The 15,067-nt window shown below is 26.8% G+C and carries 14 protein-coding genes; 2 read left to right on the plus strand and 12 right to left on the minus strand.

Features of this window, described 5'->3' with window-relative positions; all coding sequences use genetic code 11:
- Positions 1-13: 13 nt before the first annotated feature.
- The 10 genes from purN to KQI36_RS06630 all read right to left on the minus strand — a co-directional run bounded on the left by purN (position 14) and on the right by KQI36_RS06630 (position 12,577).
- Positions 14-625 (minus strand): phosphoribosylglycinamide formyltransferase, encoded by a 612-nt coding sequence (gene purN, locus KQI36_RS06585; RefSeq protein ID WP_216450216.1) that lies wholly within the window; start codon positions 623-625, stop codon positions 14-16.
- Entirely contained in the window at positions 613-1,611 is a 999-nt protein-coding gene (gene purM / locus KQI36_RS06590) for a phosphoribosylformylglycinamidine cyclo-ligase (protein WP_216450369.1), read from the minus strand. Before purM ends, purN begins: the two co-directional genes overlap by 13 nt.
- 98 nt (positions 1,612-1,709) lie before the next feature.
- Positions 1,710-3,134, minus strand: coding sequence for an amidophosphoribosyltransferase (purF, locus tag KQI36_RS06595; protein ID WP_216450217.1), 1,425 nt, complete (start codon positions 3,132-3,134; stop codon positions 1,710-1,712).
- Between the two features lie 57 nt (positions 3,135-3,191).
- Positions 3,192-3,905, minus strand: a complete 714-nt coding sequence (gene purC / locus KQI36_RS06600; RefSeq protein ID WP_216450218.1) for a phosphoribosylaminoimidazolesuccinocarboxamide synthase — start codon at positions 3,903-3,905, stop codon at positions 3,192-3,194.
- Entirely contained in the window at positions 3,905-4,384 is a 480-nt protein-coding gene (gene purE / locus KQI36_RS06605) for a 5-(carboxyamino)imidazole ribonucleotide mutase (protein WP_010294463.1), read from the minus strand. The genes purC and purE overlap by 1 nt, the downstream gene beginning before the upstream one ends.
- Positions 4,385-4,405: 21 nt before the next feature.
- Positions 4,406-8,179, minus strand: a complete 3,774-nt coding sequence (locus KQI36_RS06610) for a phosphoribosylformylglycinamidine synthase (RefSeq protein WP_216450219.1) — start codon at positions 8,177-8,179, stop codon at positions 4,406-4,408.
- Between the two features lie 336 nt (positions 8,180-8,515).
- Positions 8,516-9,265, minus strand: a complete 750-nt coding sequence (locus KQI36_RS06615; protein WP_216450220.1) for a hypothetical protein — start codon at positions 9,263-9,265, stop codon at positions 8,516-8,518.
- Positions 9,266-9,403: 138 nt separating this feature from the next.
- On the minus strand, positions 9,404-9,712 hold the full coding sequence (locus KQI36_RS06620; protein WP_216450221.1) for a hypothetical protein: 309 nt from the start codon (positions 9,710-9,712) through the stop codon (positions 9,404-9,406).
- Positions 9,713-9,924: 212 nt separating this feature from the next.
- The gene (locus tag KQI36_RS06625; protein ID WP_216450222.1) at positions 9,925-10,398 is read right to left on the minus strand and encodes a DUF4358 domain-containing protein; all 474 of its coding nucleotides are present in this window, start codon (positions 10,396-10,398) and stop codon (positions 9,925-9,927) included.
- A gap of 229 nt (positions 10,399-10,627) precedes the next feature.
- Positions 10,628-12,577, minus strand: a complete 1,950-nt coding sequence (locus tag KQI36_RS06630; RefSeq protein WP_216450223.1) for a sensor histidine kinase — start codon at positions 12,575-12,577, stop codon at positions 10,628-10,630.
- A 376-nt stretch (positions 12,578-12,953) separates the two neighbouring features.
- Between KQI36_RS06630 and KQI36_RS06635 the strand changes: the two genes are divergently transcribed.
- Both KQI36_RS06635 and KQI36_RS06640 read left to right on the plus strand, forming a co-directional pair.
- Positions 12,954-13,334, plus strand: a complete 381-nt coding sequence (locus KQI36_RS06635) for a hypothetical protein (RefSeq protein WP_216450224.1) — start codon at positions 12,954-12,956, stop codon at positions 13,332-13,334.
- 131 nt (positions 13,335-13,465) lie between these two features.
- Positions 13,466-14,035: a rubrerythrin family protein gene (locus KQI36_RS06640; RefSeq protein ID WP_244991507.1), complete on the plus strand. Its 570-nt coding sequence runs from the start codon at positions 13,466-13,468 to the stop codon at positions 14,033-14,035.
- 72 nt (positions 14,036-14,107) lie between these two features.
- On the opposite strand, the gene KQI36_RS06645 is transcribed toward KQI36_RS06640, so the two are convergent.
- Positions 14,108-14,356 carry a TIGR03905 family TSCPD domain-containing protein gene (locus tag KQI36_RS06645; RefSeq protein WP_010294477.1) on the minus strand — a complete coding sequence of 83 codons (249 nt, stop codon included), beginning with the start codon at positions 14,354-14,356 and terminating at the stop codon, positions 14,108-14,110.
- A gap of 181 nt (positions 14,357-14,537) precedes the next feature.
- Positions 14,538-15,041, minus strand: coding sequence for a hypothetical protein (locus KQI36_RS06650; protein ID WP_216450225.1), 504 nt, complete (start codon positions 15,039-15,041; stop codon positions 14,538-14,540).
- Positions 15,042-15,067: the final 26 nt, after the last annotated feature.

Genomic DNA, 15,067 nt, shown 5'->3' on the forward strand with positions numbered 1-15,067 from the left:
AACTTTTATAGTTTTAACTTACTATAACTTTTCGTTTATCTATTTTAATTCTTCCTTCACTTATAAGTTTTATAGCTTCTGGAAGAGCCTTATGTTCAATTTTTAAAACTTCTTGCTGTAATTCCTTTGCACTGTACGTGCTTTTAACGTCAATTACTTTTTGAATTATTATAGATCCTGTATCTGTTCCATGATCTACAAAATGAACTGTGCATCCACTTATTTTTACACCATATTCAATTACTGCTTCATGAACTTTTAATCCATACATACCTTTTCCACAAAAACTTGGTATCAATGATGGATGTATATTTATAATTTTATTCCTAAATTCATCTATTATATTTTCTTTTAATATAGAAGTAAAACCTGCTAACACTATTAAATCTACTTTTCCTTTAAGAGATTTTAATATGCTGTAACTTAAGTCTTCTTTTAGTTCATTTTTATCAAATACCATAGTTTTTATATTGTTTTCTTTTGCTCGTTTTAAGCCAAATACATCTTTTTTATCACTAATTACATATTCAATGGTACAGTTTTTCAAGTACCCATCTTTGATATTGTCAATTATACTTTGTAGATTAGTTCCACTTCCAGATATTAAAACTGCTATTTTAAACAAATGCCTTCCCCTCCTGATACAACTTTTCCTATTTTATATGCTTTTTCCCCTAACTTATCTAAAGTTTCTATAATCTTTGTTGCATCATTATCCTCTACAGCTAATACCATTCCTACTCCCATGTTATATGTGTTAAACATATGGTTTTCATCTACACCTTTTTCCATTAAATATTTGAATATTTCTGGAATTTCAAAAGAATCCTTCTCTATTTCAGCAGTTAAATCACCTTTAAACATCCTTGGAATATTTTCATAAAATCCACCACCAGTTATATGTGCCATACCATGTATTTCAAATCTTTTCATAATCTCCATAACTGATTTTACATATATTTTTGTTGGAGTTAAAAGAATCTCCCCTAAAGTTTTATCACCTAATTTTTCATCATAGTTTTTTATTAGCTTTCTTACAAGAGAATATCCATTACTATGCACTCCTGAAGATGCAATTCCTATTAGTGCATCCCCTTCTTTTATTTTACTTCCATCTATAATATCTTTTTTATCTACAATTCCAACTGCAAATCCTGCTAAATCATAATCTCCATCTTTATACATCCCTGGCATTTCAGCAGTTTCTCCACCTATAAGTGCTGCACTTGATTGTATGCATCCATTTGAAACTCCTTTAACTATATCAGCAGCAATGTTGGACTCTAATTTTCCACAGGCTATATAATCTAAGAAAAATATTGGTTTTGCACCATGACACAAAATATCATTAACACACATAGCCACACAGTCTATACCAATAGTATCAAACTTATTTAAGCTTATTGCAATTTCAAGTTTAGTTCCTACTCCATCTGTGCCTGAAACTAATACTGGATTTTCATAACCACATCCTATTTCAAACATACCAGCAAAACTACCTAACCCATTTAAAACTCCACTTGTCATAGTTTTTTTAGTATACTCTTTCATAAGCTGAACAGCTTTGTAACCTTCTTCTATATTGACCCCTGCATCTTTATAAGTTATCATTCTCCCCATTCCTCTCTTTCACCAAATGTATGTAATTTTTAGTGGATAGCTATTTCTGTTTTTTTAATTCAACTATCCACTATACAAAATTATAAGTTTTATTCTTCAAATTTTATTGGTGCTGATATTGGATATTCACCTTGAAAACATCCCATACAAAAATCCATATTTTCATCTAGACATTCTAAAAGTTTTTCCTTTGATAAATATCCCAAAGTATCTGCCCCTATTATGTTGCAAATTTCCTCAACTCCCATGTTTGCACCTATAAGGCCTCGTCTATATGGAGTATCTATACCTAAATAACATGGAAATTTAACTACTGGTGATGAAACCCTAAAATGTATCTCTTTAGCTCCTGCCTCTCTTAAAAGTTCAACTAACCTTTTACTTGTAGTTCCTCTTACTATAGAATCGTCTATTAAGACAACCCTTTTTCCACTAACATTTTCTTTTAAAACATTAAGTTTTACATTTACAGCATTTTCTCTTTCTTCTTGAGTTGGGGATATGAATGTTCTTCCTACATATTTATTTTTTATAAGTCCTAATTCATAAGGAATTCCTGAAGCCTCTGAGTATCCCATAGCTGCAGATATTCCTGAATCTGGAACAGCTACAACTATATCTGCTTCTACTGGGTTCTCCCTATATAATTCCTGACCAGCTTTAAACCTTGATTTATGGACACTTATTCCATCTATTTTAGAATCTGGCCTTGCAAAATATATATATTCAAATGAACATACTGCTTTTTTGCTTTTTTCTCCAAATTTTATACTTTTTAACCCCTCTTTATTTATTACTACAATTTCTCCAGCTTCTACATCTCTAATAAATTCAGCACCTGTTGCATCTAAAGCACAGCTCTCTGATGCTAAAACATAAGAATCTTTTATTTTTCCAATACATAATGGCCTTATTCCATAGGGATCCCTAACCCCTATAAGTTCATTCTCTGTAAGAATAGTTATTGCAAAGGAACCCTTTATTGCTTGCATTGTATCAACAACTGCATTTAGAATTCCTTTTTTTGCACTTCTTGCTATAAGATATAATATAACCTCTGAATCTATTAAAGTTTGAAATATGCATCCTGAATCTTCTAAAAGTTCTCTTATTATATCTGCATTAGTCAGATTTCCATTATGTGCAATAGCTATATTTCCTAATTTAAACTCTCCAAGTATTGGTTGTGCATTTTTAATACAGCTTCCACCTGCAGTAGAATATCTTACATGACCTATTGCACTATAACCAGTAAGTTTTGAAAGAATCTCCTTATTAAATACTTCTGAAACTAATCCCATATCTTTATGAGAATGCATTTTTTCACCATCAAAACTTACTATTCCTGCACTTTCCTGACCTCTATGTTGGAGTGCATAAAGTCCATAATATGCTCTTTTTCCTACTTCTAATGGTTCTTCTCCTGTATTAAAAATTCCATATACACCACATTCATCTTTAAATTTATCCGGAGAAAAATTATTATAAATATACCCTTTTTTTAAATCTTCCATGTTTTACCACCCTTTGCCCTTTTATTAAAGATGCTTTCACTGCTACCAAAATATATACTATTTTTCCACCTGTGACATTCTATTTAATACTTCTGTATATCCCTCTACTAAATCACCAAGATTTCTTCTAAATCTATCTTTATCTAATTTCATACCCGTTGTCATATCCCAAAGTCTACATGTATCTGGAGATATTTCATCAGCTAAAAGAATTTTCCCATTAAATCTTCCAAATTCTAATTTGAAATCTACAAGTTTTATATTTTGTTTTTTATAAAATTCTTTTAAAATTTCATTTATTTTTCTTGCATTATCATATATTTCATTTAATTCATCAAAAGTTGTAATTCCCATAGCTACAGCATGATAATCATTCATAAGTGGATCTCCTAAATCATCATTTTTATAGCTTATTTCTAAAACAGTAGTCTTTAATTCACTACCTTCTTCTAAACCATATCTTTTTGCCATACTACCAGCTGCAACATTTCTTACTATTACTTCTACTGGAACTATTTCAACCTTTTTACAAAGTTGTTCTCTTTCATTTAATTTTTTTATAAAATGAGTATTTATACCTCTATCATTTAACATTTCAAACAACTTTGATGTTATACTATTATTTAAAATTCCCTTTGAATTAATAGTTTCTTTTTTCTCACCATTAAATGCAGTAGCATCATCCTTGTAATATACAATTACTTCATCTTCTTTATCTGATGTAAATATTTTTTTTGCTTTTCCTTCATACATTAATTTTTTAGTCTCCATTATAATTCAACCCCGCCTTCATTTTCTTTTATAAAGTTTTTCTTCATATTTTTTCTATAATCAATTAATTTTTCTTTAATTTCAGGATACTTATTAGATAATATTTGTACTGCTAACATAGCTGCATTATAGCTATTATTTATACCAACTGTAGCTACTGGAATTCCCTTTGGCATTTGTACTATAGAATATAGTGCATCTAATCCATTTAGTTCTGCTTTTATAGGAACTCCTATAACTGGAATAACAGTTTTAGATGCTATAACTCCTGGTAAATGTGCAGCAAGACCAGCTCCTGCAATTACACATTCACAGCCATCTTCTTCTAACTGTTTTAAAACTTCTTCTAATTTTTCAGGCACTCTATGTGCAGAAAGAATATGTGCCTCAAAATTGATTTCAAATTCTCTTAAACATTTTGCAGCATTTCTCATAATTTCAGTATCTGATTTACTTCCAAATATAATTGCAACTTTCACAAATATCCCTCCTAAAATCTATTATTTAAAATAGTGAACTCCACTCTCAAAAACTTTCTGTTCATGATTCCCTATAACATTTTTTATAACATTTGTTCCTATTCTTTCACTATGACCCATTTTCCCAAATACTCTTCCATCTGGACTTGTTATGCCTTCAATTGCATATAATGAACCATTTGGATTGAATTTTATATCATAAGTTGGATTTCCATTTAAATCAACATATTGTGTAGCAACTTGATCATTTTCAAATAAAGCTTTTATACCTTCCTCACTACCATAAAATCTTCCTTCACCATGTGATACTGGAATTGTATAAACATCTCCTACCTTAGTTTTACAAAGCCATGGTGAAGAATTTGAAACTATTTTAGTATTTACCATACAAGATATATGTCTTCCTATTGAATTATTAGTTAGTGTTTCACTGTTTTCATTTAAATCTGTTATTTCGCCATAAGTTACAAGACCAAGTTTAATAAGTGCTTGAAATCCATTACAAATTCCTAACATCAATCCATCACGATTTTTTAATAGCTCCATGACCTCATTTTTAATTTTGCTATTTCTAAATACTGTAGCTATAAACTTACCTGAACCATCTGGTTCATCCCCTGCACTAAATCCACCTGGTAGCATAACTATTTGTGATGTTTTTATTTTTTTAGCTAAAATTTCTATAGATTCCTCTATATCTTTTGAAGTTAAATTTTTAAATACAACCTGTTCAACTTCTGCTCCCGCTTTTATAAATGCTCTTTCACAATCATACTCACAATTAGTTCCTGGGAATACAGGAATTACAACCTTTGGCTTTGCAACCTTTATTAAAGGTGACTTAATTTCTAACTTGTTTTTAACTTTATAATTTTCTATTTTTTTATTGTATATACTTTTATTTGTATAATCAGTTGGAAAAATTTCTTCTAATTGCATATTATAAATGCTTTCTATTTCATCTAAATTAACTACTTCATTGTTCCACTGTATGTTGTATTCCTTTGTTGTTTCCCCTAAAATAGTATAATCAATATTTTCTAGTTCTTTTTCCAAATTAACATTATCACTAATTTCTAATATAATAGTTCCATAATTTAATTTAGTAATTTCATTTAAATTTAATCCTTTACTAAATTTAAATCCTATTTTATTTCCTAAAGCCATTTTAATTACTGCCTCTAATCTCCCCCCAAACTTTGATGTATAGGATGCTAAAACCAGTTCTTTGTCTATAAGTGAATGTATTTTTTCAAAATTAAGTTTTAATTTATCTATATCTACAATTTCCTGTTCATTCTTTTTAGCATTTATAGAAATTACCTTGCTATTAAACTTTTTAAATTCTTGAGTTACAACTTTATTAACATCCACTGTTGATACTGCAAAAGATATTAATGTTGGAGGTACGTTTAAATCTTTAAAAGTTCCTGACATACTATCTTTTCCGCCTATAGCTGGTATCTGAAAACTATGTTGTGCGTATAATGCTCCTAATAATGCTGAAAATGGCTTACCCCATTTTTCTTTATCACATCCTAGCTTTTCAAAATATTCTTGAAGTGATAATCTAACTTTTTTATAATCTCCACCTATAGCAACAATTTTTGCTAAACTTTCTATAACTGCATAAAACGCTCCATGGAATGGACTCCATGATGATATATATGGATTAAATCCATGTGACATTATTGTACCTGTTGAAGTTTCTCCTCCTAAAACTGGAAGTTTACATACCATTGCCTCATTGGGCGTTTGTTGATATCTGCCTCCGAAAGGCATAATTACTGTATTTCCTCCAATTGAAGAATCAAAATTTTCTATTAACCCCTTTTGTGAACATATATTTAAATTTCCAATCAAACCTTTTATTGTTTCTTCAAAAGTATTTTTCATAAAAATATTTTTTTCAAAATAATTTTCTGATTCCTTTGGTGCTATTGCTTTAACTTTATTAAAACTTTTTGCTCCATTAGTATCTAAGAAATCTCTTGAAATATTTAAAATTTCTTGACCATTAAAATTCATTACTATACGTTTTTCTTCTGTAACCTCCGCAACTGCTACAGCTTCTAAATTCTCATTTTGTGCATATTCTATAAATTTCTCCACATCTTTTTCACTAACTACTACTGCCATTCTTTCTTGTGATTCTGATATTGCAATTTCAGTTCCATTTAATCCTTCATATTTTTTAGGAACTAAATCTAAATTTATTTTTAATCCTGGAGCAAGTTCACCTATTGCAACAGAAACTCCTCCCGCTCCAAAATCATTACATCTTTTAATCATTGTTGTAACTTTTTTATTTCTAAATAACCTTTGAATTTTTCTCTCCGTTGGAGCATTTCCTTTCTGAACTTCAGCATTACAACTTTCAAGAGATTTTTCATTATGTTCTTTAGATGAACCTGCAGCACCACCAACCCCATCTCTTCCTGTTCTTCCACCTAATAGAATGATTTTATCTGTAGGTTGTGGGTTTGCTCTTATTACATTTTCATAAGGTGCTGCTGCTATAACTGCACCAACTTCCATTCTTTTTGCTTCATAACCATCATGGTACAATTCTTGTACATATCCTGTTGCTAACCCTATTTGATTTCCATAGCTGCTATATCCCTTTGCCGCTTCTTTTGTAATTTTTCTTTGTGGTAATTTTCCTTTTAATGTATTTTTTAAATCTTCCTTAGGATTTTTACATCCAGTAATCCTCATAGCCTGATATACATAACTTCTTCCTGAAAGCGGATCCCTTATAGCTCCACCTAGACAAGTAGATGCTCCTCCAAAAGGTTCAATTTCTGTTGGATGATTGTGTGTTTCATTTTTAAACATCACTAAATATTTCTCATTTTTCCCATCAATATCTGCATCTATAATTATGCTACAAGCATTTATTTCTTCTGAAACATCTAAATCATCTAATTTTCCTATAGCTCTTAACTTTTTCATTCCAATTACGGCTATGTCCATAAGTGTCACAGCTTTATCTTTGTCTTTATATAACTCATTTCTATAATTATTATATATTTCTAAAGCCTCTTTTATAGGTTTTGAAAATTTACCCTCTTCAATTTCAATATCTGTTAATATTGTTTGAAATGTAGTATGTCTACAATGATCTGACCAATAAGTTTCTATAACTTTAACTTCCGTTATAGTAGGATTCCTTTTTTCTTCATTTTTAAAGTAACTTTGAACAAGCTTTAAATCATCCAATGTCATTGCTAAAGATCTTTCTTTTATAAAATTATCCAATTGATCTTCTTCTAAATTTATAAACCCCTCTATAATTTGAACTGGCTTAATCTCAAGATTTTCTTCATTAAATTTAGCCATTTCATTTACTGGTACTTCTCTAGAATCCACATTATTTATGTAGTATTTTTTCACTTTTTCTACGTCATTCTCACTAAGTAATCCTTCTAAAATAATTATTTTACTAGTTTTAACTTTTAAATCTTCTTTTTGAGTTAATATTTGAATACACTGCATAGCTGAGTCTGCCCTTTGATCATATTGGCCTGGAAGATATTCAACCCTAAATGAATTTTTATTTTCTATATTAATTTTTTCATATAAATTGTCTACATTTACTTCGCTTAAAATAAAATCTTTAACTAATTCACATTCATGACTATTTATTCCCTTTATATCATATCTATTTATGACTTTTACATTTTTTAAATTATTCAGCTTAAGATTTACAGTAAAATCTCTTAACATTCCCTGTGATTCCAAATTAAAATTCGGTTTTTTCTCAACATAAATAGTAAAAATTTGATTTTGCATAACTTTTCCCCCTAAGCCATTCTTTAATACGAACATTATTTTTATTTTTTTTATAATCATTCGATATTGTTATTATAACATAATTTTTCTTTTTTAAAAGTACTTTTTTGAAAATATTTTTATTTTTGTTCGACATAATACGTATATTATTTTTATTTATTCTTTTTATTGTACGTTTGTTTGAATTTTATAAATATTGAATTTGCATTTCAAATATAGTTGGCTTTAATTTTGATTTTAGACTATATTCTAAAAAAACATATAAAAAAGCATTTTTAAATATTTTTAAAATATTTAAAAACGCCCTAATATAAATTTCTTTAACTTTATTATATTTTATTTAATCATATATATAAATAAAAAAACTGATATTATCATTATTATTAAGAAAATAACCACTGATAGAAATATTTTATCTATTTTTCTAGAAGGTGTATGTCCAAACTCTTTTCCACTTTGACCATTAAATATACAATAGTAAGTTTTCATGTTATAGGAATACTTGCATACCCAAACTGGTACTAATACTTTATAAAATTCCTCATCAATTATTTCATGTGATTTTACTTTATAAAATTTTTTCTTCATTTCTTTAGTATTCTGTTTCAAGAGTTTTTTATTAATAACATCTTCTAATTTTTTCATAACTGCACCTTTATAATGATTTATACAATCATCATATACTTGAATAAATTTTTCTTTTGGTGCATCTTTCGTTTCATCTCCACTTATATGCATTTTAGAAAAATCATAAGGTGATATTTGATCCATATCATATCTAGGTATCACTTGAGATGCGAAAAGAGAATAATCTTTTATATAAAACATTTCATCATCATCAATTATAGTGCTCATTCCCCTTCGAATTTTATATCTTTTTTGCACTCTTATAGTGTAATCTAATTGAATTTTTAAATTACATACGTAACAAGGCATATAGTATGGTCTTACACTCATTAATCTTATTTCTTTTGTAAAATTTTTAGGAATATGCCTCCTACTTTCTATCCACCTGTAAAAATATTGCTTTATAATCTCTTCATTCTCTAGTTTAAAATCAACAATGTATACTTCTTCTTTTTTCATTTTTTTCATCCTTATATCTTAATCTATGTCTCATTTCTATAAACTAGTCCACTATCTAATATTCGTAATTTTCAGCAAAATCTTTATAAAAAAGTGAATGTCTTAAATTTTATAATTTAAGACATTCACTATATATTACTATCTTTTTTCTTTTTCAAATGCTTCTTTTATGTCATTACCTATAAGTTCTAAAATTCTATCTATCAATTCTATTATCTCTTTATCGTCATCTTCCTTTACGCCACTTTCCATTATTAATGTAGGAGCACAAGAACAACATTTTCTTGTAAGTAATATAACTTTAGTATATACATCATGGTTAATTAAATCATTAAATGTAATATTTTGTTTATCCATTGAAACTAATATCCCCATAAGTCCATTATGAACTTTTACGTCTACCCCATTATATCTTATTGCTTTTAGTTCTGCCTTTACAACTTTCATCTTTGTAACCTCTTTTCATTTTTATATTTATTGCTATATTCATATATATTATTACATAAAAATTTTAATTAATAAAATTTATGAAACCTTTCTTATATACTTTTATAAATAGATTCTTAATTTTTTTACCATTAATCAAATTACACGTGAAAAAGGGAGCATATCACTCTTCTAACCTTAAGTTAGTTTTGCAACAGCCCCTTTATATAATCTTATTTTAATTGTGAATCTATTATTTTTTCTATTTTTTCACTTTCTTCATCTACTATAAAAATCACATAATTTCCTACAACTTTTATTTTTGCATTTTTTACTAATTCATGTTGATCCGGTAAATATTGAGACCACTGTTTGTCTAAATCCTCTTGTCTTTTTTCTACACCATTTTTTATAGTTTCAACCTTTGATTCATCTTTTGCTTTAATTATTGTAATTTCTGATGCTGAAACATTCATCATTGCCTTCTTTATTATATATTCTTCTACATCTTCATCCTTTATATAATATTGAGCATTTAAAATATCTCCACTTTGAAAGTTTTCCATAGGTCTAAACTCTACTTCTTTTTCAACAGCGGCCATTATATCAGCTACAGGTATATTTTTAACTTCTTTTTTTGACTTACCACATCCAATTAATGATAAACACATTATAACAATTAACATAAAGGTGATTACTTTTTTCATTTTAATATTCCTCCTCATATTTTCATCTACTATTACTACGTATTATTCTATAAAAAAGTTCAAAAAATACTAATTTATTTTCATAAAACTTTAATAAAAAATGAAAACTCTTATAAACAAAAATGCTTATAAGAGTTTTCATTCCAAACCAATTATTAATAAGTGATTTGTTGAATATATGAGATATTTAAAATTATATACCTAATATACTTTATTGTCAAAGCATATTTTAATCATCATATATATCTGAAAATTCTAGGTTTATTTTTTCTTGTGGATTATTTATAGTATTTTTATCAACTATACACTTTCTATTGCATTCTTTAATAGGAAGTCTTATTATAAATTCACTACCTTGTCCAATTTCACTTTTTACTTCCAGTTCTCCATCATGCATTTCAATTAGTGACTTTGTTAAAGAAAGTCCTATACCACTTCCTTCTTGATTTCTAGTTAATAAATTTTCTACTTGCCTAAACCGTTCAAATATTATCTGCTGCTTATCCTTAGGTATTCCTATTCCTGTATCCTTAACTGTTATTTTTATCCATTTATCTTCATCATATATATTTACAAATATATCTCCACCTTGTGGAGTAAACTTTATAGCGTTTGATAAAAGATTTAGCATAACTCTTTCTATTTTATCTTGATCAAAACACCCTATTTTTTCCTCTACCTCAGTGTCAAATGTCAGATTTATATTTTTTCGTTCAATATAATTAGCTGCTGACATTGTTATATCCTCAACCACTTCAACTACATTAATATTTTCATATTGAAGTGCGAAATATCCTGCATCTATTTTAGTTATATCTATTAAATTATTTATAAGCTTTAATAATCTTCTACTATTTTGTTTTAATGCATCCATCCTTTTATAAATAGCATCATTTTTATATACTATCTCTCCATTTTTTAAATGCATATCATTTAATTGAAGTGTACTTAATATTATATTTAATGGGGTTCTTAATTCATGAGAAATATTTGCAAAAAACTCAGTTCGTAAATTTTCATATTCTAGCGCTTGCTTATACAACTTATTCTTATATTCAATCCTAAGCAATAATATTATTATTAATAATGTCAGTATAGCGATAATTAATATTATTGTAGCCTTAAGTTCCATTGGTATTTTTTTTAATACTGATGGATGATTTAATACTACTGAATTACTAGATAAATTTTTCATATTTATAGAAAAATTATTCAACGCCTCATAATAAAATACATATTTAAAACTAGAATTACTTATATCATACATTGTATTAACATCTTCATTATTAAGTATTCTATAACATAAATCTCCAGTTAGCTCTCCAATTTTACATCCTTCAATTATAGGCCCACCTACAACTACTGAATTTAACCATGACTCACTCCAAGTATAAAGTTCTCTTTTAGTATGATAATAAACAATAGTAGATATTGTATCTCTATCAATTATTTGTCCATTTTCATCTTTATATACACCATACATAAAATTAACACTATTTTTCTCATTTCCTTCAGTCTTTTCTAATGCTTCATTTATATAATCACATTGAATTATATTAAATTTACAATTATCATATTTAGATTGTAGTTTTTTTATTTCCTCTGCAAATATTTTTGAAGTTACTGTGTTATCTAACATAAAGTTCATTGTTTTAATATCATTATGTGTTTTAAACACAAAAGAAATAGCATTTGATATTAAAAATTGCTCACGAACTCCTACTGAATGTTCTTCCAGATTCTCTCCTAATTTTAAGTCTTGTTTATTAATGCTAGTATATACCACAGGTGTGTCTAAAAAGATTTCATCATAAATTTGATTTAATACCATAAGTGCTTCATCATTGCATACTACAATTAAATCATAATTTTGATTTTTAAACTTTGAAGTGAAATTTTTCTTTACTTCGTTTAAATCTAATGCATTCCTTTTACTATCCAAGTATTCAAAATTATACTCCACATTCTTAAGTTCTTTACTTAAACCTTCTTTAATGCCAGAAAAAATTTGTGCTTCCCAAGTTTCATCAAAATGGTATGAATTAATAATAAGTATTTTTTTTTGAGTATCTTTATCTACATTTTTGTTTACATTTGCATAAACACTATAAGAAATTGTAGTAAATAATGATATTAATATTATCATTAGTATGTATTTTGCACTACATTTACCTTTCATAAATCCTCCGAACCCTAATCTTATTTACTACAATATTATACATTAAATAAAAATATATTACAAATTTTAACATAGAACTTTTTTAATCTTTTAAATTTTTAAATTTTAAAGATTTTTGATTTACAGTTGATTTTATCCATTTATTTAAACCATTACATATTTTATTTGGCAACAAATTTTTAACTATTTAAGTTTTATTTTAATTTTAAATTCAATTTTTAATGTTATTTTTATATTTTTTTAATTAAATCATATTTTTCATATTTATTTCTTCATTATTTAACATTATTTTACTACTTATTAACACTCTTTTTTGTTTTACATAATATAATATTATTAATTTAAAAATATTCTTATTAAAAAAGGGGGCGTTTTAATGGAGAATAATTTGAACACAATGGAAGCACTTAAAACTTTATATTACAATCCAACTTATATTGCAATAAATGAATATGGTCATACTTTAGAACTTAAAGGTGATGAAAAATTTATTATTCAAAGAAAAATCAAATCATCTAAACAAGAAAATATTAGTTTGAAAGATAATTGGAGAATTATAAAGCCTATTTCATACGATGATGCTAATGAATTATTTAAACGATTACGTACTGTAGAATGTAGATTTAAAGATGGAAGTAAACGATTATATAATAAACTTCCTGCAGATGGACAGTTTATAATTGAAAGTGATTTACCATATTGTGATGATTGTCTTTGGTACTATTATGGTACGATGGTAATAATGAACAAAGAATAATAATTTAATTAAAATTTTCATATTTATTTTAAAGTATAGAGTAATTCAACTCTATACTTTTTACATATATGTATCATTTTTACATATAGTTGCATATTTTATTATTGGATAGAGAATTAGGAGGATTTAAAATGAAATATAGACAAAATGAAATGACTTCCTTATCCGGTAGTGAAACAGAAAAAAATCTTTTAAAAACTTTTTCTGGTGAATCTAGAGCCAGTAATAAATATATGCTTTATGCAGAAAAAGCTCTAGAAGAAGGCTATAATTACGTAGCACAAGTATTTGAAGAAACTGCTGGAAATGAAAGAGCACATAGTAGATTTGTTTATAAAAATGCTTTAAAACAAATAAAAAACACTGCTCAAAATTTAAAAGATGCAATTGAGGGCGAAACTGAAGAATTTTCTTATCTTTATAAAGAGTTTGAAGAAACTGCTAGACGTGAAGGCTTTATTGAAATAGCAAACTTTTATAAAGAACTACAAGAAGTGGAAGAATTCCATCAAGAACGATTCAAAGATTTATATGACAGAATAGTATCTGGAACAATGTTTAATAGTCCTGATAAAGTTCAAAATTGGCAATGTATGAATTGTGGATACATTCACGGAGGAAATAACGCTCCTGAAATATGTCCACTGTGTAAATATCCTAAATCATTCTTTAAAATTGAATGTATGGATTATAAACTTTAATAATACATTTATTTATAATTTAAAATCAATAAAAAAGAATGTCTTAAAAGTTATTTAAGACATTCTTTTTTCTTATTTATTTAATACTAATTCTTCTAATGCTAATGCCAACTGGTCTGGACAAGATGTTTCCCCTCTACAAGGTATACCTTTTAACCTTTTTATAGCTTCTTCTACCTCCATGCCTACTAATAACCTTGCTATTCCTTGTGTGTTACCACGACAACCTTGTATAAATTCAACTTCTTTTATAATATTTCCTTCAACTTCAAAATTTATTTGAGTTGCACAACATCCTTTAGTTTTATATGTATATTTCATTGTAATCCCTCCATTTATTTTGTATTATCACCTTTGAATATACCTAAAAAATCTATTTTTTTCAATAACTTATTATTTTTTGCTATTAAAGACTATAATTCATTTATATTTTTTATATAAAATTTATTTTCAATAAAAAAATGCCTTTTAAAATATTTTATTATCTTAAAAGGCTCTTTTATCAAATATTATCTTTTATTGATTTTTCACTTTTATTATTACCCCAACACTCCATTATAATAAAACTCATCCAAATTATAATTAGATTTAATGTATTAGTCATAATAATATTATTTTCTTTTGTTGAAATTATACAATTTAATAAAGATATAATACTTAACAATAATAATTTGTATAAGCTATTATTATATTCTTCATTTATATAAGAAAAACTTTTCATTATTTTATCTATACTTTTGTTTATTCTAAGCTTCTTTTTTGAATAATTATATGGCTTTTTAGCTTCCTTAATATTTTCAAAATAATCCTTTGAAAAATTATATACAACCAAATCCTCATCATTATCTGTTGTGGCCAGGGCCTTTACTGTTTCCTGATAACTTATCAATTTATTTTCCATTACATACTTGCCATTTTCCAAATTTTTTCTATAAGTGTTATCTAAATATGGCTCGCTAAATTTTACGTTATTATAAAAAAAAGTAACATTAGTAAAACCTTTCAAATCTACTCCCTCCCATTTCCAGACTA

Source organism: Clostridium senegalense, from assembly GCF_018916625.1.
GTDB lineage: Bacteria > Bacillota > Clostridia > Clostridiales > Clostridiaceae > Clostridium_J > Clostridium_J senegalense.